This window comes from Streptomyces sp. NPDC093149 (assembly GCF_044754145.1).
In the GTDB taxonomy this organism is placed as follows: domain Bacteria; phylum Actinomycetota; class Actinomycetes; order Streptomycetales; family Streptomycetaceae; genus Streptomyces.
Window position 1 is genome coordinate 433,085 of the sequence record NZ_JBIVON010000005.1, and the last position, 26,415, is coordinate 459,499.

The 26,415-nt window shown below is 72.0% G+C and carries 21 protein-coding genes and 3 tRNA genes; 18 read left to right on the forward strand and 6 right to left on the reverse strand.

The window, feature by feature from the left end:
• Nucleotide 1: 1 nt before the first annotated feature.
• From ACIQCZ_RS18490 to ACIQCZ_RS18500, 3 genes are all read right to left on the reverse strand, one after another.
• Nucleotides 2–967, reverse strand: a complete 966-nt coding sequence (locus tag ACIQCZ_RS18490; protein ID WP_402283397.1) for a DUF5926 family protein — start codon at nucleotides 965–967, stop codon at nucleotides 2–4.
• A 296-nt stretch (nucleotides 968–1,263) separates the two neighbouring features.
• Nucleotides 1,264–1,932: an ATP-binding protein gene (locus ACIQCZ_RS18495; RefSeq protein ID WP_402283399.1), complete on the reverse strand. Its 669-nt coding sequence runs from the start codon at nucleotides 1,930–1,932 to the stop codon at nucleotides 1,264–1,266.
• Between the two features lie 44 nt (nucleotides 1,933–1,976).
• Nucleotides 1,977–2,795: a glycerophosphodiester phosphodiesterase gene (locus tag ACIQCZ_RS18500; protein WP_402283565.1), complete on the reverse strand. Its 819-nt coding sequence runs from the start codon at nucleotides 2,793–2,795 to the stop codon at nucleotides 1,977–1,979.
• Between the two features lie 384 nt (nucleotides 2,796–3,179).
• Here ACIQCZ_RS18500 and ACIQCZ_RS18505 point away from each other — a divergent pair, with 384 nt between their 5' ends.
• Together ACIQCZ_RS18505 and ACIQCZ_RS18510 are read left to right on the forward strand one after the other, a co-directional pair.
• The gene (locus ACIQCZ_RS18505; protein ID WP_402283401.1) at nucleotides 3,180–4,670 is read left to right on the forward strand and encodes a S1C family serine protease; all 1,491 of its coding nucleotides are present in this window, start codon (nucleotides 3,180–3,182) and stop codon (nucleotides 4,668–4,670) included.
• Nucleotides 4,671–4,720: 50 nt separating this feature from the next.
• A tRNA-Ser gene (locus ACIQCZ_RS18510) sits at nucleotides 4,721–4,810 on the forward strand.
• A 263-nt stretch (nucleotides 4,811–5,073) separates the two neighbouring features.
• On the opposite strand, the gene ACIQCZ_RS18515 is transcribed toward ACIQCZ_RS18510, so the two are convergent.
• Nucleotides 5,074–5,958, reverse strand: a complete 885-nt coding sequence (locus tag ACIQCZ_RS18515) for a bifunctional DNA primase/polymerase (protein ID WP_402283403.1) — start codon at nucleotides 5,956–5,958, stop codon at nucleotides 5,074–5,076.
• A gap of 321 nt (nucleotides 5,959–6,279) precedes the next feature.
• Here ACIQCZ_RS18515 and ACIQCZ_RS18520 point away from each other — a divergent pair, with 321 nt between their 5' ends.
• From ACIQCZ_RS18520 to ACIQCZ_RS18555, 8 genes are all read left to right on the forward strand, one after another.
• The gene (locus tag ACIQCZ_RS18520) at nucleotides 6,280–6,591 is read left to right on the forward strand and encodes a hypothetical protein (RefSeq protein ID WP_402283404.1); all 312 of its coding nucleotides are present in this window, start codon (nucleotides 6,280–6,282) and stop codon (nucleotides 6,589–6,591) included.
• A gap of 240 nt (nucleotides 6,592–6,831) precedes the next feature.
• Nucleotides 6,832–8,007, forward strand: a complete 1,176-nt coding sequence (locus ACIQCZ_RS18525; RefSeq protein WP_402283405.1) for an acyl-CoA dehydrogenase family protein — start codon at nucleotides 6,832–6,834, stop codon at nucleotides 8,005–8,007.
• A complete protein-coding gene (locus ACIQCZ_RS18530; protein WP_402283407.1) occupies nucleotides 8,004–8,972 on the forward strand; it encodes a bifunctional MaoC family dehydratase N-terminal/OB-fold nucleic acid binding domain-containing protein in 969 nt (322 codons plus the stop codon). Before ACIQCZ_RS18525 ends, ACIQCZ_RS18530 begins: the two co-directional genes overlap by 4 nt.
• 1 nt (nucleotide 8,973) lies before the next feature.
• Complete coding sequence (locus ACIQCZ_RS18535; protein ID WP_402283408.1) at nucleotides 8,974–10,008, forward strand: acyl-CoA dehydrogenase family protein; 1,035 nt, start codon at nucleotides 8,974–8,976, stop codon at nucleotides 10,006–10,008.
• Nucleotides 10,005–10,400 (forward strand): MaoC family dehydratase, encoded by a 396-nt coding sequence (locus ACIQCZ_RS18540; protein WP_402283410.1) that lies wholly within the window; start codon nucleotides 10,005–10,007, stop codon nucleotides 10,398–10,400. The genes ACIQCZ_RS18535 and ACIQCZ_RS18540 overlap by 4 nt, the downstream gene beginning before the upstream one ends.
• A complete protein-coding gene (locus ACIQCZ_RS18545; protein WP_391741200.1) occupies nucleotides 10,397–11,563 on the forward strand; it encodes a lipid-transfer protein in 1,167 nt (388 codons plus the stop codon). Before ACIQCZ_RS18540 ends, ACIQCZ_RS18545 begins: the two co-directional genes overlap by 4 nt.
• A 206-nt stretch (nucleotides 11,564–11,769) precedes the next feature.
• Complete coding sequence (locus tag ACIQCZ_RS18550; protein WP_402283412.1) at nucleotides 11,770–12,375, forward strand: SigE family RNA polymerase sigma factor; 606 nt, start codon at nucleotides 11,770–11,772, stop codon at nucleotides 12,373–12,375.
• Nucleotides 12,376–12,522: 147 nt separating this feature from the next.
• Nucleotides 12,523–14,172: a long-chain fatty acid--CoA ligase gene (locus tag ACIQCZ_RS18555; protein ID WP_402283413.1), complete on the forward strand. Its 1,650-nt coding sequence runs from the start codon at nucleotides 12,523–12,525 to the stop codon at nucleotides 14,170–14,172.
• Between the two features lie 79 nt (nucleotides 14,173–14,251).
• Here the strand turns inward: ACIQCZ_RS18555 and ACIQCZ_RS18560 are convergent, their stop codons facing one another.
• Entirely contained in the window at nucleotides 14,252–18,295 is a 4,044-nt protein-coding gene (locus ACIQCZ_RS18560; protein WP_402283415.1) for a PAS domain-containing protein, read from the reverse strand.
• A gap of 214 nt (nucleotides 18,296–18,509) precedes the next feature.
• Nucleotides 18,510–18,968 carry an SSI family serine proteinase inhibitor gene (locus tag ACIQCZ_RS18565; protein WP_402283417.1) on the reverse strand — a complete coding sequence of 153 codons (459 nt, stop codon included), beginning with the start codon at nucleotides 18,966–18,968 and terminating at the stop codon, nucleotides 18,510–18,512.
• Between the two features lie 235 nt (nucleotides 18,969–19,203).
• Here ACIQCZ_RS18565 and ACIQCZ_RS18570 point away from each other — a divergent pair.
• From ACIQCZ_RS18570 to ACIQCZ_RS18605, 8 genes are all read left to right on the forward strand, one after another.
• Nucleotides 19,204–19,294: transfer RNA gene (locus tag ACIQCZ_RS18570), tRNA-Ser, on the forward strand.
• A gap of 294 nt (nucleotides 19,295–19,588) precedes the next feature.
• Nucleotides 19,589–19,661 (forward strand) — tRNA-Arg (locus tag ACIQCZ_RS18575).
• 475 nt (nucleotides 19,662–20,136) lie between these two features.
• The gene (locus ACIQCZ_RS18580; RefSeq protein WP_402283419.1) at nucleotides 20,137–20,598 is read left to right on the forward strand and encodes a hypothetical protein; all 462 of its coding nucleotides are present in this window, start codon (nucleotides 20,137–20,139) and stop codon (nucleotides 20,596–20,598) included.
• A gap of 562 nt (nucleotides 20,599–21,160) precedes the next feature.
• Nucleotides 21,161–21,859, forward strand: coding sequence for a hypothetical protein (locus ACIQCZ_RS18585; protein ID WP_402283420.1), 699 nt, complete (start codon nucleotides 21,161–21,163; stop codon nucleotides 21,857–21,859).
• Nucleotides 21,860–22,103: 244 nt separating this feature from the next.
• The gene (locus tag ACIQCZ_RS18590) at nucleotides 22,104–22,985 is read left to right on the forward strand and encodes a DUF2797 domain-containing protein (protein ID WP_402283421.1); all 882 of its coding nucleotides are present in this window, start codon (nucleotides 22,104–22,106) and stop codon (nucleotides 22,983–22,985) included.
• Between the two features lie 34 nt (nucleotides 22,986–23,019).
• Entirely contained in the window at nucleotides 23,020–23,898 is an 879-nt protein-coding gene (locus ACIQCZ_RS18595; protein WP_402283423.1) for an amidohydrolase family protein, read from the forward strand.
• 182 nt (nucleotides 23,899–24,080) lie between these two features.
• A complete protein-coding gene (locus ACIQCZ_RS18600) occupies nucleotides 24,081–24,818 on the forward strand; it encodes a response regulator transcription factor (protein ID WP_351076167.1) in 738 nt (245 codons plus the stop codon).
• Nucleotides 24,819–24,834: 16 nt separating this feature from the next.
• Nucleotides 24,835–26,412, forward strand: a complete 1,578-nt coding sequence (locus ACIQCZ_RS18605) for an ATP-binding protein (RefSeq protein ID WP_402283424.1) — start codon at nucleotides 24,835–24,837, stop codon at nucleotides 26,410–26,412.
• Nucleotides 26,413–26,415 lie beyond the last annotated feature (3 nt).

Consider the following 26,415-nt stretch of genomic DNA (forward strand, 5'->3'; position numbering starts at 1 on the left):
GTCAGCTGAGCGTCACTTGGCGGTTGGTGAGCCCGCCGCGGGCCCGCCGCTCCTCCGCGGTGAGCGGCGCGTCCGAGGCGAGTGCCGCGGCCAGCCGCTCCGCGAGCTCGGCAGCGGGCTTCTCGCACTCCGCCGCCCCCATCGCGCTCGGCAGGTCCCAGACCGGGACCATGAGCCCGTGCGCCCGGAAGGAGCCGACGAGCCGTGTTCCCTCGCCCAGCGAGGAGGTGCCGGCGGCGTGCAGCCGGGCGAGCGCGTCCAGGAGCTGCTCCTCGGGGTGCGGCATGACCCACCGCAGGTGGTTCTTCTCCGGGGTCTCGCACCAGTACGCGGCGTCCACGCCGGAGAGCCGCGTCGTCGGGAGCGCCGCCTCGTTCGCGCGCTCCAGGGAGGCGGACACCTCGGGCGTGGCGTTCTCCGAGTCCGGAACCCAGAACTCGAACCCGGAGTGGACGACGGGCTCGAACGCGGCGCCGGGGTCGAGCACATCCTGCAGCCGCGGACCGTCGGCCGGTACGCGCCGCGCGGCCACCGGCGAGCCGGGCTCGGAGGCCAGCGCCCGCTGAAGGATGTCCGCGAGGTCACGGCTGAGGTCGCCGGACGAGGTGTCGTTCTGCAGGGCGAGCAGCACCGAGCCGTCGTCCCGGCGCAGCGCCGGCCAGGCCATCGGCAGGACGGTCGCGAGGGTCACGGAGGGGACGCCCTCGGGCAGCCCGCCCTTGAGCGTCAGCCCGACCGTGGCGGCGGGCACCAGTTCGCGCAGAGCGACCCAGTCGCACTCGCCGGCCAGTCCCTCGAAGGGGCGGTGGACGAGCTCGGTCACGGCCTGGGCGGCGGCGCGGCCGTGACACGCCTTGTAGCGGCGGCCCGAACCGCACGGGCAGGGCTCACGAGCCCCGACAACCGGGATCTCGCCATCCTTGAGCTGCTGCTTCCCGGCCTTGGTCTGAGGGCGCTTCTTGGCCATGGTGGGCTTTCTCCCGATTGCGACAGTGCGGTCTGGCCCGCGAGCCTAGCGGCCCCCGTCGCGTAAGGGACACACACGCCCGCGCGCCTGGCGGAACGGGAGTGCGGAACCCCCGTGCGTACGTCTCGTCGCCCATGGCGCGTACGCCTCGCCCACCGCCACAGGCGCATCCGTCCGGCGGCGCACATACGTGCGCCGGTATGTGTACCGGTACGGGTGTCCGTGCCGCCCGGATCTCGTGCCGCCCGGGTGCTCGGACCTGCCGTGACGACGGGGGTCCGTTGCCGCGCGGGACGTCAGCCCACGTCGTCGAAGGCGTCCGCGAATCCCAGACCGTCGAGCCCCGGGCTGCTCGGCATGGCCGACGCACTCGGCACGCCCGACACGCCCGGCCCACCTGACGAGCCCGACATGCCCGGCATCCCGGGGACCCGGCCGTGTCCCTCGTTGACGAGGACCCAGACGGTGACCTCGCCGGACGAACTGTCGCGCACGCCCCACTCCTCGGCGAGCGCGCTGATGATGTTGAGTCCGCGGCCGCCGCGCGCCGTCACCGAGGGTGTGGCCGGAATGGGGCGGGTCGGACCGCCACCGTCCGTCACTTCCACGGTCAGCCCGCCGGTTCTGTCCACGCGCCACGCGGCGCGGATGTCGCCGTCACCCACATTCGTGTGCCGTCCCAGCGGCCTGCCGTGCCGACAGGCATTGCTGAGCAGTTCGGAAAGGATCAATACAGCATCGTCGACGACCGAATCCGGCACCCCGTGGCTGCGCAACTGCTCGCGCATCCGGTGCCGCGCCTGACCCACGCCCGCAGGGCCATGGGGTACGGCCATGCTCGACGACGTGGGCACCTCCTGTGCCACCACCAACGCCACCCCCGAGACCTCCTTTGCCCCACGCCACGGAGTGGATGCCCTCCCGGACTGGACCGGAAACCGGCCAATCGCCCGCCAGTGACGCACTCGTGACGATCGAATACGGTTCGAATGCGCCGGTGTACTCCGTGTCACTGATGTGAAGAGCGTCCCAGTTGTGACAGAACCTGCTTCGGGCGGTTCGTGATGATCGCCTCGACGCCGAGGTCGATGCAGAGCGCGACGTCCTCCGGTTCGTCGACCGTCCAGACGTGCGCACGGTGTCCCGCACGGTGCAGGCGCTCGATGTAGCCCGGGTGACTGCGGACGATCCGCATCCCCGGACCGGCGATGCGCGCCCCGGCCGGCAGCCGCCCGTCACGCAGGCGCGGCGAGACGAACTGCATCAGGTAGACGGTCGGCAGGGTGGGGGACGCGGCCTGGACACGGTGCAGGGAGCGCGCCGAGAAGCTCATGATCCGTACCGGTGAGGGGCCGTCGGCCGGCGGGGCATCGAGCTCGAAACGTTTCAGCAGATGGAGCAGCCGTTCCTCGACCTGGCCCGCCCAGCGGGTGGGGTGCTTGGTCTCGATCGCCAGCTGGAGCGGGCGCCCGGCGGCCCGCGTCTCGGTGACCAGTTCGAGCAGACGTTCCAGGGTGAGTACGGAGGTGAGCTCCCCGGGCACCGGATCCCAGTCCGGGGACTCCGATTCCTCGCGGTCCTTCCAGGATCCGAAGTCGAGGGCGGCGAGTTCGGAGAGCTCCAGCGCGGAGACGGCGCCCCGCCCGTTGGAGGTGCGATTCACCCGGCGGTCGTGCACGCAGACGAGATGGCCGTCGGCGGTGAGCCGTACGTCGCACTCCAGGGCGTCGGCGCCGTCTTCGATCGCCTTCCGGTATGCGGCCAGGGTGTGCTCGGGGGCGTCGTCGGAGGCGCCTCGGTGGGCGACGACCTGGATGGGATGGCGCATGGATTGCTGCCGTGCATGGGTCACTGCGTCATGGTGACACCGAGAGGCGACAGTCGCGTAGAGCTTGCGCCGCGGACGACCGAGCCGCGCTCCGTGCAGTACGCAGAGGCCGCGTGCGCCCCGCACCACGGCTTGCACGGCAGCGCGCACCACGGCGCGCACCACGCCTCGCACCACGGCCTCGCGCCGCGCCTTGCGCCGCCGCCGTGCGCGCCTCGCACCGTGCCTTGCGCCGGGAGACCGTTTTGCCGGATGTAAAGATTGGCGTGCGGATGCACAGGTCCTGCTTACAGTGGCCTGACGTGTCTTGGGAAAAGCTGTCCCATGACACGTACACAGCGGATCTCTTGCCGAAGATGATGTGGAACCGAGGAGTAAAGAGCTGTGAGCACAGAGAACGAGGGCAACGAGGGCACTGCGGCCGAGGCCGTTCCGTCCGTTCCGTCCGCACCTCCAGTGCCGGCCGATGCTCCTCGGGGGCCGTCTGGGAGCACACCCGCACCCCCACCCTCCCCGGCGTACTCGCCGGGGCCGGGCACGGAAGCCGCGCAGCCGATCCCTCCGACGGGGGAACCGGCCCCCACCACTTCCATGCCTTCCGTTCCGGGCACGCCTCCCCCCGGGGTCCGGTCGGCCGCCGAGGCCAACTGGCCCCCGCCCCCTCCCACCGTCCCCGCGTACGCGCACCACGGCGCGGGCGGCGGCGGCCCGGTCTGGGGCGCACCGGACCAGCTGCACTCCCCGGTGGGCCCGCGCAAGCGCGGCATGGGCGGACTGGTGGCCGCGGTGGCGGCGGCGGCGCTGATCGCGGGCGGTATCGGCGGTGCCCTCGGGTACTGGGCGGCCGACCGGAACGGCACCACCTCCGGCGGCTCGACCACGGTCGCGGCGTCGGCCAACCCGCATGACCTGAAGCGCGACCCCGGCACGGTCGCGGGCGTGGCTGCCAAGGCGCTGCCCAGCGTGGTCACCATCGACGCGCAGGCCGGCGACGGCGAGGGCGGTACGGGCACCGGCTTCGTGTACGACAAGGAAGGCCACATCCTCACCAACAACCACGTGGTGGCTTCCGCGGCGGACAACGGCCAGCTCACGGCGACGTTCTCCAACGGCAAGAAGTACGACGCCGAGGTGGTCGGCCGGGCGCAGGGCTACGACGTCGCCGTTCTGAAGCTGAAGAACCCGCCCCCGGGGCTCACCCCACTGGCCCTCGGCAACTCGGAACAGGTCGCGGTCGGCGATTCGACGATCGCGATCGGCGCCCCGTTCGGCCTTTCCAACACGGTGACCACGGGCATCATCAGCGCCAAGAACCGACCGGTCGCCTCCGGCGACGGTTCCGGCGGCAGCAACTCGTACATGAGCGCCCTGCAGACCGACGCCTCGATCAACCCGGGCAACTCCGGTGGCCCGCTGCTCGATTCGCGCGGCGCGGTCATCGGCATCAACTCGGCCATCCAGTCGACCGGCAGCGGTGCCGGCCAGACCCAGGCGGGCTCCATCGGCCTCGGCTTCGCCATCCCGATCAACCAGGCGACGAACGTCGCCCAGCAGCTGATCAAGACCGGTCAGCCGGTCTACCCGGTGATCGGCGCGACGGTCACGATGGACGAGAAGACCGGCGGCGCGGTCATCTCCGACCAGGGCGCGGCCGGCACGGCAGCCGTGGCGAAGGACGGCCCCGCGGCCAGGGCGGGCCTCAGGGCGGGCGACGTCATCACGAAGTTCAACGACACCGTGATCGACAGCGGCCCGACCCTGATCGGCGAGATCTGGACCCACCAGCCCGGTGATCAGGTGACGCTGACCTACAAGCGCAACGGCCGGACGGCGACCGCCGAAGTCACCCTGGGGGAGCGCAAGGGCGACAGCTGACCGGCTAGGCTGTCCTCTCGTCAACCTCGGCCCGTGGGCCGAGGGAGCGGGGTGGGTTGCCCGAGCGGCCTAAGGGAACGGTCTTGAAAACCGTCGTGGCAGCGATGTCACCGTGGGTTCAAATCCCACACCCACCGCCAGGTCGGAGAATGTGCTGACCACAAGGGGTGTCCCGGATCAGGGGCACCCCTTCGTCATGCGGCCCGCCTCGCCCTGAGCCGCCCATGTGCCGCCGTGGATCACCGGTGTGGACCAGGCGTGGGCCCCGGTCCGTGAGCGCGGTCTCCTCCGGGCCGGAGGTCTGCTTGCGTGCGTTCGACTTCAGGGCGGCCCGCTCACGCGCGCCGCGGCCCGTGACCGCCGGGGCTCCATGTCTCGGTCGCCGCTCCGGCGGCCCGTCCACTCAGTACGCGGCCCTGCCGTCCGGCTGGCCGGACGTGAGGCGGGCCGCCGAGGCGATGGTGGCTCGGGCTTCGTGTTCGGTGAGGCCGGTGCGGACGGCGGCGCGGGCGAGGGCGTCCGCGAGGGCTTCGCCGAAGCCGTGTTCGTAGGCGCGGCAGGCTGCCCAGAAGAGCCGGGTGTTGCGCTGGCCCTCGCGTGCCGCGAGGACGAACCGGACCAGCCCCCGGCCCCGGTCGGGGAGGGCCGTGGGGTGGCGAGGGCGTGCGGGAGGCCTGAGCAGGCGCAGGAGTGCGCGGGGGCAGGGGGCCGGCGGGAGGCCGGCGGTGCCCGGGGCGAGCCGGTACGTGCCGCGGGCGGTGACCGAGCCGGGGCCCACCAGGTAGCCCCCCGCGCCGCGGACGTCGATGCCGGGGGCGAGACGGCTCGCGGAGTTCGGTACCGGGACACCGGGCGGGCCGGTCAGCCAGATGTGGCGGCCGCCGCTGGGCGTGAGGACCGTGACGGTCGGCGGAATGGTGAACAGATGATGCAGGGCCATCTGCTGGAGGGACGCGGCGGAGTCGTGGCGGCCGGTGGTGTCGATGTCCAGATCGATGCCGATGAGGTGGTGCGGGGGCCGGCCGCAGGCGATCCCGTAGCCGGTGGCCCACGGGGCTGCGGCGAAGAGGGCGCGCACGGCGGCAGGGTCGGTGGTGGCGTCGTGGACCCCGTGTCCGGGTCGGCCGCAGGCGCCCCGGCAGGCGACCGGCCGGTCCTCGTTCCGGTGCGGGGAGGGCAGGGCGGGGAGCTTGCCGGCGGTGAGCGGGATGACGGGGAGGCCGCGCTCGGCGGCACAGAGCGCGTGGGCGAGGGCCAGGGTGGCGGTCTGCCGGTCGGTGATGGCCATGCCTTTATTTTCGTACGAACGTTCGAATATGGGAAGGGGGGCGGACGGGAGGCGGGGCAGGTGCCGGAGCGTTTCTCCCCCCGGGCGGTGCGGATCGGGCGGGTCGGAGGGCGTGAGGGTGGGGCAGGAGGGGTTGGGCGGGGCTTTGGGGGCGCGAGGGGGTTTGGCGGCGCTCCCTCATGCTTGCGGGGGAATCGGATCAACCGTGTGGTTCGCCGGGGATTCGGTGGGCAACTCTGGTGTCGCGACGTCGTGACCAACCGGGACGGTCGGCCAACTGGCCCGGAACAAGCCGTACTTTCGGTTCCTGGAGGAATTGACATGGCAAGCATCCGTACCGCTCGTGCCCTCGTCGCTGTTGCAGCCCTGCCCCTCGCCGTCGCGCTCTTCGGCGGCGTGGCCCAGGCCGACAACGGCTCGTTCGCGAACGACGGATCGAACGCGGCCGTCGCGACGGTCGCCGGCAGCGGCGTCGGTGGCAACAACTCCGGTATTTCGTCCACATCGCAGCAGCAGGCCGTCGGTTCCGGAGCGTCGAACAGGAGCACCTCCGCGCAGGTGAACGGATCGGCGTTCACCGTGATCGATCAGCACAGCGGCAACGTCGTGGTGAACTTCACCAGGCTCTGGTGATCCCGGCCGTTCGTGGGCCGGTCGGGGGGTCGGGTCACGGCTGGGCGACAGCGGCCTGCGCGAAGGTGCTTCGGCGCCCTCGCGCGGGCCGCTTCGTGTTGCCCCGACGCCGTGGTCGGGGCCTGGCGGCGGCCGCCCCGGAAATCGCGCCCCGGGTGTCGTCGACCTTGACAGCGTACCCGTATCTGACGGACAGTCAGAAACCCTGATCCGTGAGCCCGTGTCCGGGAGGAAGCCGCCGTGCACCTCGCCCAGACGGAGCGTCAGCGACAGCTGCGCGCCGAACTCCGCACGTACTTCGGCAAGGTGATGCCCAGGAGGGACGCGGGGCCCGGGCCCGGATCCGAGGACCTGGCCGAGCAGCGTCGGCTGCTGCGGCGGATCGGCGCCGACGGGATGCTCGGACTCGGCTGGCCCGTCGAGTACGGCGGTCGGGGCCGCGGACCCGACGAGCAGTTCGTCTTCTTCGACGAGGCCTACCGGGCGGGGGCACCCGTCTCGATGGTCACCCTCAACACCGTCGGGCCGACCCTGATGAAGTACGGGACCGATGAGCAGAAGGCGTACTTCCTGCCCCGGATCCTCAGCGGCGACCTCGTCTTCGCCATCGGCTACAGCGAGCCGGAGGCCGGCACCGACCTCGCGGCGCTGCGTACCCGGGCGGTGCGGGACGGCGACTCCTGGCTGATCGACGGGCAGAAGATCTTCACCAGCAACGCGCAGAACGCGGACTGGATCTGGCTCGCCTGCCGTACGGACCCGGACGCACCGAAGCACCGGGGCATCTCGATCATTCTGGTCCCGACGGACGCCCCGGGGTTCGCCTGGACGCCGATCGAGACCGTGGGCGGGCTGACCACGACGTCCACCTACTACGACGGGATACGGGTGCCCCTCACCCATCTGGTCGGTGCGGAGAACGGCGGCTGGGGGTTGATCACCAACCAGCTGAACCATGAACGGGTGGCCCTCGCCGCGATCGGGATGCAGGCCGAGGACTTCTACGAGGCGGCACTCGACTTCGCGCGCACCTTCGACCCGGCGACGGGCCGGCGTCCCGCCGACGAGCCGTGGGTGCGGGCCCGGCTGGCCGAGGCGTACGCCCGGCTGGCGGCGACGCGTCTGCTCAACTGGCGCCTGGTGGGGGAGGTCGGTGCGGGTTCGCTGGCACCCGGCGAGGCGAGCGGAGTGAAGTTCGCGGGGACCGAGAGCGCCGTCGAGGTCTATCGGATCTGCCAGGAAGTCGTGGGGGAGGCCGGGACGGTCCGGGGCGGTTCGCCCGGCTGCTTCGGGGACGGGGAGCTGGAACGGATGAACAGGGCGGCGCAGATCAACACCTTTGGGGGCGGAGTGAGCGAGGTGCAGCGGGAGATCGTCGCGACGATGCGGCTCGGCATGAGGAGGGGCGCACGGTGACAGGTGCGAGGGACGGGCAGGAGGAGCCGGGTGAACCGGGCGAGCCGGACCGGTTGTACGAGCGGCTCAAGGGGTTCGAGGGGCGGGCCGCCGCGACCGCCGGCGTCGGCAAGGATCCGGTCAACGAGCCGATGATCAGGCACTGGTGCGAGGCGATGGGCGACACCGACCCCGCCTACAAGGGGCCGGAGGCGATCGCTCCGCCGACGATGCTGCAGGCGTGGACGATGGGCGGACTGTCGGGCCACACCGACCGCTCCCAGGCGTACGAGGAACTGTTCGCCCTGCTCGACGGCGCCGGATACACCTCGGTGGTGGCGACAGACTGCGAGCAGGAGTATCTGCGGCCCTTGCGGCCCGGCGACCGGATCACGTTCGACGCGGTGATCGAGTCGGTCTCGCAGCGCAAGACGACCAAGCTGGGGACGGGCTACTTCGTGACGACGCGCATGGACGTCCGCGCGGCCGGGGAGCCCGCCGGGACGCACCGCTTCCGGATCCTCAAGTACGCCCCAGCCGGGGCGAGGCGCTCGGCGCCCCGCGGCGGCCGGAGCCTGCGCCCGAGACCGGTGATCAACCGGGACAACGCCGGGTTCTGGCAGGGCGTCGCCGAGCACAGACTGCTGATCCAGCGGTGCGGCGCGTGCGCGACGCTGCGCTTCCCCTGGCTGCCCGGCTGCAACGCGTGCGGCTGCCAGGAATGGGACACGGTCGAGGCGAGCGGCGAGGGAACCGTCTTCAGCCATGTCGTGATGCATCACCCGCCCTTCCCCGCCTTCGGCGCCCATGAGGACGGCGGGCCGTACGCGGTGGCGCTGATAGAGCTGGCCGAGGGCGTGCGGATGGTCAGCAATGTGATCGGTGTGCCGTACGACAAGGTGCGGACGGGGATGCCGGTGCGGCTGGAATTCCTGCGCACGGACCCGGAGTTGGAACTTCCGGTCTTCCGGGGAGACGAGGGCTGACATGGACTTCGCACCCACCGAGGAGCAGACGGCGGCCCAGGGGCTGGCGGCACGGATCTTCGGGGATCTGTCGACGCACGAGCGCCTGGTCCGGTCAGGCACGGGGACGGACACCGAGCTGTGGAAGGAACTCTGCGCGGCCGGACTGACCGCCGCCGTCGAGGAGATCGGGCTCCTGGGCCTGGTACTTCTGCTGGAGGAACAGGGCCGGACGACGGCGCAGGTGCCGTTCGCGGCGAGCTGTGTCCACGGGCTGCTCGCCGTCGCCGTGCACGGCACGGACGAGCAGCGGGAGCGGTTGCTGCCTCCGCTGCGGGACGGCACGGCCGTCGCCACCGGGGCGTTCCCGGCGCGTGGCGGGCTCCGGACGGACGGCGAGGGACGGCTGAGCGGCAGCGTGCCGTACGTGCCGTGGCTGCGGGACGCGGACCTCGTCCTCGTCGCGGACGCGGACCGGGCGCTGTGGATCGTACGGACCGACTCACGGGGGGTGGCGACCGAACCGGTGGAGACCACGGCTCCGTGGTCGGCGGCGCGGCTCGTGCTGGACCGGGCGTCCGGGGAGCGGCTCGGCGGCGCCGGGGCGTACGAGGCGGTGCTGGCGGCGGGCCGGACCGCGTTCGCCGGGCTGCAGGCCGGGGTGTGCGCCGGATCGCTGGCCCGCGCCGTCGCCCACACGAACACCCGCGAGCAGTTCGGGCGCCCGCTCTCCACCAAGCAGGCGGTGCTGCTGCGCGCGGCCGACGCCCATATGGACACCGAGGCGATCCGGGTCACCGCGTACGAGGCCGCCTGGCGCCACGACGCGGGACTGCCGTACGGGCAGCAGGCGCTGACCGCGGCCTGGTGGGCGTCGGAGGCGGGGAAGCGGGTGGTGCACGCCGGACAGCATCTGCACGGCGGAACGGGCGCGGACCTCGATCACCCCGTGCACCGCCACTTCCTCTGGGGCCGTCAGCTCGACGCCCATCTGGGATGCGGCAGCGAAGTGCTTCAGGAACTCGGCCGGGCGCTGGTGAAGGAGGGATCGGAGTGAAGGTCGGTGAGGAGCTGGCACCGCTGGAGATCGCGGTGACCCGCACCCTGATCGTGGCGGGCGCCATCGCCTCCCGCGACTACCAGGACGTGCACCATGACGCGGAGCTCGCCCGGGAGAAGGGGTCCCCGGACATCTTCATGAACATCCTGACGACCAACGGCCTGGTCGGCAGGTACGTGACCGACCGTCTCGGCCCGTCGGCCGTGCTCCGCAGGGTCGCCATCAGGCTGGGCGCGCCCAACTATCCCGGGGACACGATGGTCCTGAGCGGAACGGTCACCGCCCTCGGGGGCGACGGGACGGCCGAGGTGAAGGTCGTCGGGACCAACGGTCTCGGCAGGCATGTCACCGGCACCGTGACCGTCGGTGTTCCGGAGGGGGCGGCATGAGCCTGCGCAGGGCCGACTCGCTCGGCGGCAGGGCGGCGGTCGTGGGGATCGGGGCGACCGAGTTCTCCAAGGACTCCGGGCGCAGCGAACTCGAACTGGCCGTCGAGGCGGTACGGGCCGCCCTGGACGACGCGGGGCTGACCCCGTCCGATGTCGACGGCCTGGTCACGTTCACCATGGACACCAGCCCCGAGATCACTGTCGCCCAGGCGGCCGGCATCGGTGAGCTGACGTTCTTCTCCCGCGTCCATTACGGAGGCGGCGCGGCCTGCGCCACCGTCCAGCAGGCGGCACTGGCCGTGGCGACCGGGGTGGCCGACGTCGTGGTCTGCTACCGGGCGTTCAACGAGCGCTCCGGGCGCAGGTTCGGCTCCGGGGTGCAGCGGCGGGAGCCCACGGCGGAGGGCGCGGCGCTCGGCTGGAACCTCCCCTTCGGGCTGCTCACGCCGGCCTCCTGGGTCGCCATGGCCGCCCAGCGATATCTGCACACCCATGGGCTGACGCCGGACGCCTTCGGCCATGTCGCGGTCACCGGCCGCCGCCATGCCGCCCGTAACCCCGCGGCGTATTTCCACGGGAAGCCGATCACCCTGGCCGACCACGCCGCGTCGCGGTGGATCGTCGAACCCCTGCGGCTGCTCGACTGCTGTCAGGAGACCGACGGCGGGCAGGCGATCGTCGTCACCGGCGTGGAGCGGGCCCGGGATCTGCCGCAGCCGCCCGCCGTGATCGTGGCCGCCGCCCAGGGGGCCGGGCGGGCGCAGGAACAGATGACCAGCTTCTACCGGGACGATCTGACCGGGCTGCCGGAGATGGGGGTGGTCGCCCGGCAGCTCTGGCGGAACTCCGGCCTCTCCCCCGCCGACATCGATGTGGGCATCCTCTACGACCACTTCACGCCGTTCGTCCTGATGCAGCTGGAGGAGTTCGGCTTCTGCGCGCCGGGGGAGGCCGCCGACTTCGTCGCGTCCGGCGCGCTGCCCCTGAACACGCACGGCGGCCAGCTGGGGGAGGCGTACCTGCACGGGATGAACGGCATCGCGGAGGGGGTCCGGCAGATCCGGGGCACGTCGGTGAACCAGCTGTCCGGGGCGGCCAGAACGCTGGTCACGGCAGGCACCGGCGTACCCACCTCGGGTCTGATACTGGGCGTGGACGACTGAGCGAGGGCGGCCGGCTGCGCGGTCGCCGCCCGAGCGCGGGCGGCGACGCCGGCCCGACGGGGCCCCGGGGGGCGACCCTGAGCCCTGACGACGAGGACTCCACCTACAGGAGGTGGAGCAGGCCCCACCCCTACACCCTGAGGCGGACGCCGTTTCGGGACCTGGGGCCGATCCACGCGGCGGTCCCCGCTCCTAGCGTGGAAGCCATGACCACGCCAGTCTGCACGGGCACCTCCGGGGGAGCTGCCACCATCGGACACGTCCAGCACGGCTCGTACGCCGCACACAGCCCGTACGCCTCGCAGGCCCAGCACGCCCGGTATCCGTCGTTCTCCTCGTACGTACGGGCGCGGGGGCCCGTGCTGCTGCGGGCCGCCCGCTCGCTCACCGCGAACCCCAGCGATGCCGAGGACCTGCTGCAGACCGCGCTCACCAAGACGTACGTCGCCTGGGAACGGATCGAGGACCACCGCGCGCTCGACGGCTATGTCCGCCGGGCGCTGCTGAACACCCGGACCTCGCAGTGGCGCAAGCGCAGGGTCGACGAGTTCGCCTGCGACGAACTGCCCGAGCAGGAGGCCGCGCCGGCACCCGACCCTGCCGAGCACCAGACGCTGCACGACGCGATGTGGCGGGCCGTGCTGAAGCTCCCGGACCGGCAGCGGGCGATGGTGGTCCTGCGGTACTACGAGGATCTCAGCGAGGCCCAGACGGCCGAGGTGCTCGGGGTGTCCGTCGGCACCGTGAAGAGCGCGGTGTCGCGGGCGCTCGGCAAGCTCAGGGAGGATCCGGAGCTGGCTCCGGTGCGGTGATTCCGGACGGAGGGCTGGGTGCCCGCGCGGGACCGGCCCCGGCGAACGACACCGATTCGTACCCCGAGACCTAGTGACATACCACCCGGTATGTGCGCAGAATCAGCGGAACCCCTACTGCCGCGTAGCGCCCACCGGGAGGACGCCGTGCTGAGCACCATGCAGGACGTACCGCTGACCGTCACCCGCATCCTCGAACACGGGATGACCATCCACGGGAAGTCGCAGGTCACGACCTGGACAGGCGAGCCCGAGCCGCAGCGGCGCAGCTTCGCGGAGATCGGCCGGCGCGCCGCGCAGCTCGCGCACGCGCTGCGCGACGAACTCGGTGTCGACGGCGACCAGCGCATAAGCACCCTCATGTGGAACAACGCCGAGCACGTCGAGGCGTATCTCGCGATCCCCTCGATGGGCGCGGTCCTCCACACGCTCAACCTCAGGCTCCCCGCCGAGCAGCTGATCTGGATCGTCGAGCACGCCGACGACAAGGCCGTCATCGTCAACGGCTCCCTGCTGCCGCTGCTCGCGCCCGTCCTTCCGCATCTGACGTCGATCGAGCACGTGATCGTCACCGGGCCGGGCGACCGTTCCGTCCTGGACGGCGCGGCGGCGCGGGTGCACGAGTACGAGGAGCTGCTCGCCGGCCGCCCGACCAGCTACGACTGGCCCGAGCTGGACGAACGCCGGGCCGCCGCCATGTGCTACACCTCCGGCACCACCGGTGACCCCAAGGGCGTCGTCTACTCCCACCGCTCCGTCTACCTGCACTCCATGCAGGTCAACATGTCCGAGTCGATGGGCCTGACCGACAAGGACACCACGCTGGTGGTCGTCCCCCAGTTCCATGTGAACGCCTGGGGGCTGCCGCACGCCACGTTCATGTCCGGCGTCAACATGCTCATGCCCGACCGGTTCTTGCAGCCCGCCCCGCTCGCCGACATGATCGAGCGCGAGAGGCCGACCCACGCCGCCGCCGTCCCCACCATCTGGCAGGGGCTGCTCGCCGAGGTCACCGCCAACCCGCGCGACCTCACGTCCATGGCCCGCGTCACCATCGGCGGCGCCGCCTGTCCGCCCTCCCTCATGGAGGCGTACGACAAGCTCGGTGTCCGTCTCTGCCACGCCTGGGGCATGACGGAGACCTCTCCGCTCGGCACCATGGCCAACCCGCCCGCCGGGCTCACCGAGGAGCAGGAGTGGCCCTACCGCGTCACCCAGGGCCGCTTCCCGGCCGGTGTCGAGGCGCGTCTGGTCGGCCCCGGCGGCGAGCATCTGCCGTGGGACAACGAGTCGGCCGGTGAGCTGGAGGTACGCGGTCCCTGGATCGCCGGGGCCTACTACGGGGGAGCGGACGGCGAGGCCCTGCGCCCCGAGGACAAGTTCAGCGAGGACGGCTGGCTGAAGACCGGCGACGTGGGTGTGATCAGCGAGGACGGCTTCCTCACCCTCACCGACCGGGCCAAGGACGTGATCAAGTCCGGCGGCGAATGGATCTCCAGCGTCGAGCTGGAGAACGCCCTCATGGCGCACCCGGACGTGGCCGAGGCGGCGGTCGTCGCCGTCCCGGACGAGAAGTGGGGCGAGCGCCCGCTCGCGACCGTCGTGCTCAAGGACGGCGCCGCCGCGGACTACGAGGCGCTGAAGGGCTTCCTCGCCGAGTCGGGCATCGCCAAGTGGCAGCTGCCGGAGCGCTGGACGATCATTCCGGCGGTGCCGAAGACGAGCGTCGGCAAGTTCGACAAGAAGGTGATCCGCAAGCAGTACGCGGAGGGCGAGCTGGAGGTCACCCGGCTCTGACCCATCCCGGCCGGGACGCGACGAGGGCGGTACGGGGCTTCCCCGTACCGCCCTCGTCGTACTTCCGGCCGTCCGCCGGTCAGTTCGTGCCGATCTTCGCGAGCAGATCGACGATGCGCGACTGCACCTCGTCGCTCGTGGAGCGCTCGGCCAGGAAGAGGACGGACTCGCCCGAGCTGAGCTTCGGCAGCTCCGACCCGCTCATGTCGGCGGAGGTGTAGACGACCAGCGGCGTCCGGTTCAACTGCCCGTTGGCGCGCAGCCAGTCGACGATCCCGGCCCGGCGGCGGCGCACCTGCATCAGGTCCATCACCACCAGATTGGGCCGCATCCGGGTGGCGAGCGTCACCGCCTCGTTGTCGGTGCCCGCCCTGGCCACCTGCATGCCGCGGCGTTCCAGAGTCTCCGTCAGCGCCAGCGCGATCTCCTCGTGCTCCTCGATCAACAGCACCCGGGGCGGATGCTGTTCGCTGTCGCGCGGGGCGAGCGCCTTCAGGAGCACGGCCGGGTCGGCACCGTACGCGGCCTCCCGCGACGCCTGCCCCAGACCGGCCGTCACCAGCACCGGGACCTCGGCCGCCACCGCCGCCTGACGCAGCGACTGCAGCGCCTTGCGGGTGATGGGACCGGTGAGCGGGTCGACGAAGAGCGCGGCGGGGAACGCCGCTATCTGGGCGTCGACCTCCTCGCGCGAGTGCACGATCACCGGCCGGTAGCCCCGGTCGCTCAGCGCCTGCTGGGTGGAGACGTCGGGGGCGGGCCAGACGAGCAGTCGCCGCGGATTGTCCAGCGGCTCCGGGGGCAGCTCGTCGTCGACCGGCTGCGGCGAGGGACGGTTGGCGACCTCGACCGCGCCGCCCGGACCGTCCAGCGGCTCCGGCCCCTCGGCACCCTCGTCGGGTGCCCCTATGGCGTACGAGCGCCCTTCGGCCTCCGGAGCGGAGAGCAGCTGCCCCGGCCCCGGGGCGGAGCCGGCGGGTGCGCCCGGCGCGGGCTGCGGCAGTGCCGCCTGTGGGGCGCGCTCGCTCTCCGGCGGGGCGGCGAGCTTGCGGCGCCGCCCGGCGCCGCCGCCGAGCGTCTGGTTCTGCTGGTGGGCGATGTGCTGCGCGAACGGCACACCCTGCCCGAGCGTCCGGACGCTGAACGCGCGTCCCTGCGTCGAGTCCGACGAACCCCCGGGCATCGGCACCTCCGCGGGCAGCGGCTGCCTGCGCGCGTCCGGTTCGGGCTCGTCGTTCCGCGCGCGGCTCTCCACTGCGCCGGTGCCTCCGGCGGACTCGGAGGTGCCCGTGACGGCGGTGGTGCCGGTGGTGTGGGTGGTCCGGCCGGCCGCGGCCCGGTCCGGACCGTCGCCGTCCCGGCCGCCGGGCAGATCGACGCCCTGCTCACCGGGGTGCCCGCCGGGCCGTTCGTCGGCCTGTCCGGGCTGCGGCTGCTGCTGCGAGTGCGGTACGGCCTGCTGCTCCACGGGCTGCCCGACGGCCTGTCCGGGCTGCTGGGACCCGTCGGCATGACGCGCCCGGCGCCGCCCGGTCGGTACGGGGTGCGCCTGGGGCGGTGTGTGGTCGTCGTCCGGCGCGATGCCCGCGGCGTCGTGGCGTCCGGGCAGCGAGGCGTCCGCGTCGGCAACCGTGGACGGGGTCCGGTCGGCCTCCGCGGGCGGGAGGGCGAAAGCGGTACGGGGCCCGGCCTGCTCGGCCTGGGCGGACCGCTCCTGCGCGGCCGCCAGCGCCCGCCGCGCCCGCCTTCCGCCCGGCTGCGGCACCGGGGCCGGGCCGTCACCGGCCGGCGCGAGGCCCTCAGGAGCGGGTGTCGGAGCGGGCGGGGAAACGGGAGCGGAAGGGGAACCGGAAGTCGGCAGGGCCAGCTGGTTCTCGCCGCCCTGACGCGCCCGGTGCCCACCCGCCGGCACCGGCGACGGCGCCTCGGCCGGCACACCCTGGGGAGGTACGGCCTGCCCGCGCTGCGGACGGCCACCACTTCCCTGCGCGCCCTCCGCCGCGGTCACCACCGCACCCTCGGACGGCACCGGGGCCGAAGGGAGCGCCAACGCCTGTCCCGGCGCCTGCTGCTCGACGGCGCCCTCCCCCGACCGCTGTCCCTGCCCCTGTCCGGGCGACTGGGACAGCTGAGCCGGAAGGGCGCGCCGGTCACCGGTCTCGGCCGGACTCGGCCGCCCCCGCCTGCGCCCCGACCCCTCGCTCTGCTGGGCGGGAATGATGTCGTTCGGGCCCTGGGTCCCCGGTGTCTCCTGCGGATCCTGTGCCGAGGGTTCACGACGCGCCCGTCGCCGCCCCGTCGGCTCGGCCGCTCCGGTGTCACCTTCCCCGGTGGTTCCGGCCGCCGCTCCGGAACCGCCCACGGGGCTCTCCAGGAACGCGTCCGTGGACGCCCGCCGCGCGCGTCGCCGCCCACCGCCGGGCGCGCCCTGACCGGCCGTCGGTTCCGGCTCGGGTGCGGGCTCCGGCTCGGGCGCCGGTGGCATCACCGTGCCCGAACCCGCGCCCAACGGCACTTCGAGGACGTACGCGCTGCCGCTCATCCCCGGCACCTCGTGCGTCTGGAGCACACCGCCGTGCGCCCGGACGATCCCGCGCACGATCGGCTCGTGCACCGGGTCTCCCCCGGCGAACGGACCACGCACCTCGATCCGTACGACCTCACCGCGCTGCGCCGCCGCGACGACGACCGTCGAGTCGACGTAGCCACCGCCCGGCACCACGCGGGCCTTGCCGGTCGAGTCGACGCCGGCGACGTCCGCGACCAGATGGGCGAGCGCGGTCACCAGCCGGGGCGCGTCCAGCTCGGCCTCGATCGGTGGCGCGTGCACCGCGAACTGGGCACGTCCGGGCCCGATCAGCTCGACGGCCGCGTCGATTCCGGCCGTCACGACCGAGTCGAGCAGCACGTTCGTCTTGACCAGTTCCTCCGCACCGGCGTCCAGGCGCTGGTAACCGAGCACGTTGTCGACGAGCGTGGTCATCCGGGCGTAGCCCGCGGCCAGATGGTGCAGGATCTGGTTGGCCTCCGGCCACAGCTGGCCGGCCGGGTCGGCGGCGAGCGTGGAGAGTTCGCCGCGCAGCTCCTCCAGCGGCCCGCGCAGCGACTCGCCGAGCACGGCGGTGAGCTGGGTGTGCCGGGCCGTCAGCGCCGCCAGCCGTTCGGCCTGTTCCTCCAGTTCGGCCGAGTACCGCTCGGCCCGGTCGGCCAGCTCCGTGTCGTGCCGTTCCGTCAGCCCGGTGATCTCGTCGGCGTGGCTCGCGGTCAGCCCGGCGACCTCGGCCCCGTGCTGCTCGCGAAGCTCCTCGTAGGGCCTGCGGTCGGTGAACGTCATGACCGCGCCGACCAGCTGGTCCCCGTCCCGGACCGGCGCGGTGGTCAGGTCGACGGGCACCTGCGCACCGCTCTTGGACCACAGGACCTGACCGCGCACCCGGTGCTTGCGGCCGGACCGGAGGGTGTCGGCGAGCGGCGACTCCTCGTACGGGAACGGCTCGCCCTCCGCCCGCGAGTGCAGGATCAGCGGATGCAGCTCCTGGCCGCCCAGATCGCTGGCGCGGAAGCCGAGGATCTGCGCGGCGGCGGGGTTGACCAGGACGACCCGGCCGTCCGTGTCCGTACCGACGACGCCCTCGGCCGCGGCCCGCAGGATCATCTCGGTCTGCCGCTGCGAACGGGCCAGTTCGGCCTCCGTGTCGACGGTGCCCGACAGGTCCCGCACGACGAGCATCAGCAGCTCGTCCCCCGTGTAGCTGCCGCCGTAGCCGTTCTGGAAGTCGTTGTACGCGGCCTGACCGTCCTCCAGGCTGGCGCTCGTGACCTCGACCGGGTACTCGTTGCCGTCGGTCCGCCGTGCGGTCATCCGCGTCGGCTTCGTACGGCCGCGGTCGTCGGCGGATTCGGGCCTGCGCATCGACCCGGGGATCAGCTTGGAGTCGAACTCCGGGAGCAGGTCGAGGAGCCCGCGTCCGACGAGCGCCGTGCCCGGCGTCTCGAACATCTCCAGGGCGATGGTGTTGGCGTTGACGACCGTGCCGTTGCAGTTGACGAGCAGCAGCCCGTCGGGGAGTGCATCGAGTATGGCTGCGAGGCGAGCAGTGCCTCGGGATGGCCTGCTGCTCACGACGACGCTTCCTCCCTGGTTACCGCACCTTGCCGACAGCGGGCCCCATCTTGCCCCTCGGGCCGCGGGCTGTCACGGGAGGAGTCTAAAGGCAGGGAAGGGACGTGGGACGGCGGATGCGGGGGAGCCTTCACCAAGGTTCTGTGCATACGGTGTACGACTCCAGCCCGTCACGTGCCGTTCGGGATCACCGGGGAGGGGATGCGACCCCCGCTCACCGGACGTCGGGGAGCACCGGCCGCAGACCGTTCCAGCGCCCGATCGCACAGCCGTTGGTCCGGTCGAAGGCCGTGTCGATGTCCCTCCCCTGCCAGCTCCCGGTGATCCGGGCGGTCGCGGGCCCACCGGACTGCAGGGTGCACATCGCGTCCCTCGGGACCGGGGCGAACGGGTCCGCGCCCTCGGCCGCCAGCTCGTCCAGCCGGTCGCAGGCCTGCCGCGCAGCCGGGTGGCTGCCGCCCGAGGGCCCGCACTCCAGCTCGAAGACTCCCTCGGACACGGGGTCCCCCGTGTTCGAGACCGTCACCGTCAGCCGGGTGCGGCCGTCGTCCCCGTGCAGCAGCGGCAGCGGCAGAGGAAGCGGCAGAGGGGTGGCGGCCGCGGTCGCGGCCGGCGCGGCGGCGGACAGTGCGGCAAGGGACACGACGGCGGTGAGGGCGAGGCGGCGCAGCATGCGGGCTCCTGTGCTCGTGCACTTCGACGGGAGGGACGGGACAGCCGGTGGAACGGAGGAACGGCGGAGGACGGCGCCTCCGTCATCACTAACGCTCCGCACGCCACGGCGTTGCGCAACTGCGGGTGCTTTGCCCTCGCGCCCGACTGCCTAGTACCGTAGGTCGCGATTGGTGGCACGACACTCAACTGTGTCATCATCTGCACGCACCACTCGCGCTCGCGCGGGGTGTGCTGGAGGCGTCGCCTAGTCCGGTCTATGGCGCCGCACTGCTAATGCGGTTTGGGTCTTAAAGCCCATCGAGGGTTCAAATCCCTCCGCCTCCGCTTTTTCACCGAAGCCCCGTGCCACCGGCACGGGGCTTCGGCCGTATCCGGACCCGATCGGTCCGGATGTGGCCCCGGGATGACGTCCGGCCCGTTCGGGCGCGCGGTCCGTCTATCGCCCGCGATGGCGTCCGGCCCGTTCGGGCGCTCGGTCCGCCTATCGCCCGCGATGGGCTCTGACACGTCGTTTTCGCAGGTCAGAGGTGGTGTGGCTAAAGGATTTCGCACTACGGCGCAGGTCATGTAATGTTGTTCCCGCAACGCCGACCAGGCAGAAAAGCCCGGAACGCACAAGCACTCGTAGCTTAACGGATAGAGCATCTGACTACGGATCAGAAGGTTGCAGGTTCGAATCCTGCCGAGTGCACATAACTTAGAAGCCCCTCGGGATCATCCCGAGGGGCTTCTGACATCAGTGGGTGACATCAACGTGCTCCGCCGGGCCGATTGCTCAGCAGGTCGTTCCTCGAACCCCACCCCCTCGTCCGGGTCGATGTTGTCGGGCCCCAGGGTGTCGTCGCGACGACAGCACAAAGACGTCGTTGAGCACCCCTGTCACCGCTCAGCCAGGCCGGCGGCTGCTACTGCGGTGGCCGCGGGCGGCGTCCGGAGGCCCTGATGACCAGCTCCGGGCGACTTCGCTTGTCGGTGGTGCATATGTCAAGGCGATGCCTCCCGGTCACTCACACAGGTGAGTGCAGTTTGCGTCACGTCTTCGGCCCTGCCCCGTCAGTTCATGTCCGGCCGGGATTGGTAGGTTCTTCCGTAAACGCGAATTTACGGCCAATAGGTGTGAGTATCTCCGCCCCGAGGCCGCCGTTGCCAGGGCTAGCGTGACAGCCATGACCACCTCAAACACCGCGGCCCCCCAGCAGGGCGGCTCCTGGGTCCAGACTGGTCCACTCGCCTTCACCCACCCCCTCACCCGCGCCGACCTCATCTACGAGCAGATCTCAGAGGTTCCGACACTCACCATTCCCTACGCCGGGGTATGGGAGATCGCCTACAACGCCCACAGCAACCTCGCTCTGCCCTCGAACGGCGCGGTACTGCTGATCCGCACAGCGCTGTACAAGAATGGCGTGATCATTGAAGGCAGCGAAGCAGTGTCCGGCATTCAATCGGCCTCGGGTTTCGGCTTCCAGACCACCACGGGGCAGACGTTCCTGCACACCTTCGCCGCCCAGGACCAAGTGGACCTCTACGCGCACCGCCAAGGGCCCTCCGCCGCCGTTGGTGGCATCAGCAGCGGTGGCGACGGACGAACCGGAGTCATGGCCCACTATGTGAGCCCAGGGTTCTGAGCGCCGGTGCGCGCGGGTGCGCCGGGCTGCCTGGCGGCCTGACCCGGAGGTCGCCACCGTTCAGAGCCGACGGCAACCCTGACGGCGACGGCGGCACGCAGAGACCGTTGATCACGACCGTCAGCGATCGGCCCGGAGGAAGGCGGAGCCCTTGCCCAACGGCCCGCCCGATCCTACGGATCGGAAGGTTGCAGGTTCGAATCCTGCCGAGTGCACAACAGGTCAGAGGCCCTGTGGAGAGATCCACAGGGCCTCTTTCGATTCGTCATCGTCCGGATCGTTGCCGTCACCCCTCAGCACGTCCCCTCCGCGGTCGAAGGCGGAGCGGTAGGAGTCGGGAGTCGAGCCGTACGAAGGCGTAGATGCCCGCGGTCGCACGGATCGAGCTGCGGCCCAGGACGTCCGTGAGCATGCGGGCGTCGTGCGTGGAGCCTCACCGAGTCATCGGTCCGCACCGCATACGGCTGCTACGTTTGCTTGATCGTTCGAAGACCATCCGCCGGGGGGAGATGGCACTTCGCCTCATCGCCCCATGAATTCGGAGAATCCAGAGGGGCTGAGGATGAGGGTCGGCAAGACGGCGACGTCCGTGCTGCTGGCGGGTGCGCTCGTGGGCACCAACGGCGAGGAAGGTGCCCGGGGCGTCAGCGGCTTCGGCGCCGACGGCGGCTGGCAGAGCACGGAGGTGGCTCCGCCCGGCGTCGAGGCCGTCCGCAGGGAGGAAAACGTGGGCTTCGGCATGGAGGAGACGCCGAACGGCCGCATCGTCGGTGCCGTCGGCAATTACGTGATCGCCAATTGGATCAAGGGGTCGGACGACATCTCCGTCGTCCACGACCTTGCGACCGGCGCGGTCCGGGCCACCGCCCCGTGCCGGGCCGAGGAGACCGAGTACGACGTGGATGTTCCGAGCCCGGGGAACTTTGCGGAGGTGCCGCCGGCCCTGTCCCCCGACGGCCGCTACCTGGTCAAGGGCGGCAACGTCTTCGACCTGAGGACGGGCAAGGGCAGGTGCACCGACAGCGGTGAGGGCGCCAGGAAGATCAGCCTCGCGGCTGTCGGCGACGACGGTGTGGCCTACGGTCTGGCCGGCGAGGACGCGCCGAGGACTCCGGTCTCCGTGTCCGTCGCAACGGGCGCCGCCAAGCCCCTGCCGGAAGCGACCAGCACCCCGAACGCCATCACCGGGGGCGCGGGCGTGTTCGTCACGTACGCCGGCACGGACAGCATGCGTCTGATCGTCCTTGGCCCGAAGAACTGAAGAACTGAAGAGGCTGGTCGACATGGTGGGAGAGCGGCCGTCCTGACGGCGACGACGGCACGCGCAGACCGGTGATCACAGCGGCAGCGCACGAGCCCGAGCAAGGCAGGGTGTCTGCCGACAGCGCTCCCGGGCCGCAAGGTTGCGGCTTCGAATCCTGCCGGGTGCACAATCGCAGGAGGCCCCGAAGAATCCGGGGCCTCCTGGTCTTTCTTCGGCCGAATCGGAATCCGGGAGTTCGCGCATGGGCTGGCAGTGCACCGGGCTTCGGTGGCCGGACGCGCGGGGGCTGCCCGTGCTGGGGTGGCGGCGCGGCGGGGTCGTACGGGTGAGCGCACCGGCCTACGGGACGGAGCTCGGGTTCCGGGCCGTGGGGCGGCGGGGCTGTGTCGGGGCGCGCGGGAACGCGTGTCCGGTGGGGGCCGTGGTGTCGGGGCGGAGCACCGGGGCCCGGTGCCCGGAGTGTGCGCGACTGGACCGGGCGCACTCGGTGGCCGCCGACACGATCGCGGACGACCCCCGGACGTACCGCGTGTATCTCGCCTGGTTCGGGCCGGGCATGGTGAAGGTCGGGATCACCGCGGAGGAGCGGGAGGCGGCGCGGCTGCGGGAGCAGGGGGCCGTGGTGTTCAGCTGGCTGGGGCGGGGGCCGTTGATGGCGGCGCGGCGGACCGAGGAGCTGCTGCGGTCGGCGCTCGGGGTGCCGGACCGGATTCCGTACGCCGGGAAGCGGGCCGTGCGCGCGGTGCTGCCGGGGGCGGCGGAGCGGCGTGCCGAGGTGGCGGAGCTCTACGGGCGGGCCGTGGCGCTGGAGGGGGCGGGGTGGCCGGAGTCGCTGGAGCGGTTGCCGTTCGAGGCAGTCGATCACGCCGGGGTCTTCGGGCTGGAGGGCGCGGTCGAGGTGGCGTGGGCGGTCACCGAGTTGGTGGACGGTGGTGCGGTCGGGGGACGGCTGGTGGCGGCGGCCGGGCCCGATCTGCATCTGGAGACGGTGACGCACGGGGCCGTGGTGCTGGACACCCGGCTGATGACCGGGTGGGAGCTGGCGGGCGCCGATCCGGGGGCCGGGGTGGATGTGCCGGTCGCCGACCTCGGGGGCGGTGGAGTGCAGGGCGGGCTGTTCTGAGATCGTCGGGGGAGGACGGTGGAAGGGGTGCGAAGTGAGTGGTGACACCGATGACGTCGCGCGGTTCCGGGAACGGCTGGGGCTGCCCGGGATCATCGACGTCCACACGCACTTCATGCCCGAGCGGGTGATGCGCAAGGTCTGGGCGTACTTCGACTCCGCCGGGCCGCTGACCGGGATGGAATGGCCGATCGAGTACCGGCACGACGAGGACGAACGCCTCGCGCTGCTGCGGTCGTTCGGCGTGCTCCGGTTCACCTCGATGCTCTACCCGCACAAGGCCGGGATGGCGGCCTGGCTGAACGGCTGGGCGGCCGACTTCGCACGCCGGGTGCCGGACTGTCTGCACACCGCGACCTTCTTCCCCGAGGACGGCGTGGAGCGGTACGTGCGCGAGGCCGTGGAGGCCGGGGCGCGGGTCTTCAAGTCGCACGTGCAGGTCGGCGCCTACGACCCCAACGACCCGCTGCTGGACCCGGTGTGGGGGCTGCTGGCGGAGGCCGGGATCCCGGTGGTGACGCACTGCGGCTCCGGGCCCGCGCCCGGCAAGCACACGGGGCCCGAACCCGTCGGCCGGCTGCTCGCGCGGCATCCGCGGCTGAGGCTCGTCGTGGCGCACATGGGGATGCCGGAGTACGCGGAGTTCCTGGCGCTGGCGGAGACGTACCGGGAGGTGCGGCTCGACACGACGATGGCGTTCACGGACTTCACGCAGGACCACGCCCCGTTCCCGGTGGCCGAACGGGGGCGGCTCGCCGCGCTCGGGGACCGGATCCTGCTGGGGACGGACTTCCCGAACATCCCGTATCCGTACGCGCATCAACTGCACGCGCTGGAACGGCTGGAGCTGGGGGACGACTGGCTGCGCGCGGTCTGTCACGGGAACGCGAGCGCGTTGTTCGCCGCGGACTGACCGCTTGCGAAGGGGCGCCTGCGGAGGGCCGCTCGCGGAGGGCCGCTCGTGAAGGGGCACTCGTGAAAGGGCACTCGTGAAGAGGCCGTCCCGAAAGGGGCGCTCCTGACGGGCCGCCTTTTCTCAGGGAATTCACAGAATCGGGAAAGGACCCTCTCAGAGGCGCCTCACAGGGTTGAGGCATGACGACGACCTCGCCCCTGGGGCGTACCGAACTGCTGAGGGCGGACCGCAGTCCCGTCCGTGTGCTGGTGGTGGACGACGAGGCTCCGCTCGCCGAGCTGCTCTCCATGGCCCTGCGTTACGAGGGCTGGGAGGTGCGCAGCGCCGGGGACGGTGCCGGTGCCGTCCGGATGGCGCGGGATTTCCGGCCCGATGCGGTGATCCTCGACGTGATGCTGCCCGACACGGACGGGTTCGCCGTACTCGGCAGACTGCGGCGGGAGCTGTCCGAGGTCCCGGTGCTCTTCCTGACCGCGCGCGACGCGGTGGAGGACCGGATCGCCGGCCTCACCGCGGGCGGCGACGACTACGTCACCAAGCCGTTCAGCCTGGAGGAGGTCGTGGCGCGGCTGCGCGGTCTGATCCGGCGCTCCGGTACGGCGGCCGTGCGCAGCGAGTCGACGCTCGTCGTCGGCGATCTGGTCCTCGACGAGGACAGCCACGAGGTGAGCCGGGGCGGGACGTCCATCCACCTCACCGCGACCGAGTTCGAGCTGCTGCGCTTCCTGATGCGCAATCCGCGGCGTGTGCTGAGCAAGGCACAGATCCTCGACCGGGTGTGGAACTACGACTTCGGCGGGCAGGCGAACGTCGTCGAGCTGTACATCTCGTATCTGCGCAAGAAGATCGACGCGGGACGGTCGCCGATGATCCACACCCGGCGCGGGGCGGGGTACCTCATCAAGCCCGGTGAGTAGCCCGGTGCACAGTCCCGTGCGCAGGCGCGTGGGCCGGCGGCGGGGGCCGTGGACGCTGCGGACCCGGCTCGTCGTCTCGGCGGTGACGCTGATCGCGGTGGTGGCCGCGGTCATCGGTTCGGTCACCACCATCGCCTACCGCAGCTACATGTACGGCAAGCTCGACGACCAGCTGAGGACCATCGCCATGCGGGCCGGGAAACCACCCGGTGGCGGCGCGGGACCGATGCCGGGCGGTGCGCCGAAGAGCGACGACCCGCTGGCCTTCGTCGACGCGCGCGGGCTGCCCGTCGGAGCCTTCGGGGCCGTCGTGGCGGACGGTTCGGTCACCGGGTCGAGGGTGGTCGTGGAGACCGCCCTCACGCCGGGGCAGGGGACCGAGGACGGCGGGCAGCCGATGACCGGCGCCCAGGAGAACGCCCTGGCGGCGGCGGAGATCCCTGCCGGGGAGGGGGCGCGGAACATCGATCTGCCCGGTCTCGGCCCCAACCGGGTGCAGACCGTGGCGGGCCCGCACGGGACGACGATCCTCGTCGGCATCCCCGCCGCCGAGGTGCGCTCCGCCCTCACCACCCTGATCCTCGTCGAGGTCTGTGTCACCGGCGCCGGTCTGGTCGCGGCCGGAATCGCGGGCGTCGCCATGGTCGGTGTCGCGCTGCGGCCGCTGCGCCGGATCGCCGCGACCGCTACCCGGGTCTCCGAACTCCCCCTGCACAGAGGCGAGGTGGCGCCCCTGGAACGGGTGCCGGAGGCCGAGGCCGACCCCCGGACCGAGGTCGGCCAGGTGGGCGCGGCGCTCAACCGGATGCTGGGCCACGTCGGTTCGGCGCTGGAGGCACGGCAGGAGAGCGAGACGCGGGTACGTCAGTTCGTCGCGGACGCCAGCCACGAGCTGCGCACCCCGCTGGCCTCGATCCGGGGATACGCCGAACTGACCCGCCGCGGCCGTGAGGAGACCGGCCCCGACACCCGGCACGCCCTGGGTCGGATCGAGTCCGAGGCGGAGCGCATGACGGGCATGGTGGAGGATCTGCTGCTGCTCGCCCGCCTGGACGCTGGGCGCCCGCTCAGCCGCGAGCGCACCGATCTCTCCCCGGTCGTCGTCGACGCGGTGAGCGATGCCCGCGCCGCCGGGCAGCGCGGGCACCACTGGCGCCTGGACCTGCCGGACGAGCCGGTGACCGTGCACGGCGATCCGACCCGGCTCCACCAGGTGCTGGTCAATCTGCTGGCGAACGCCCGTACCCACACCCCGCCCGGCACGACCGTCACCGTACGGGTGCGTGCAGCGGCCGGCCGGTCCCCGGTGACGCTGGAGGTGCAGGACGACGGGCCCGGCATTCCAACCCCGTTGCTGCCGCACGTCTTCGAACGGTTCGCGCGCGGCGACGCCTCGCGCTCCCGCCACGCGGGCTCCACCGGGCTCGGGCTCGCCATCGTGCAGGCCGTCGTCACCGCGCACGGCGGCCGGGTGGAGGTGTCCTCGGTCCCGGGGCGCACGGTGTTCACGGTCCAGCTGCCCGCGGAGCCCGGGGCCGGGTCCCCGGCCGCGCCGCGCTCACAGCGGGAGGACAGGCTCAGCACACCGGTGTGACAG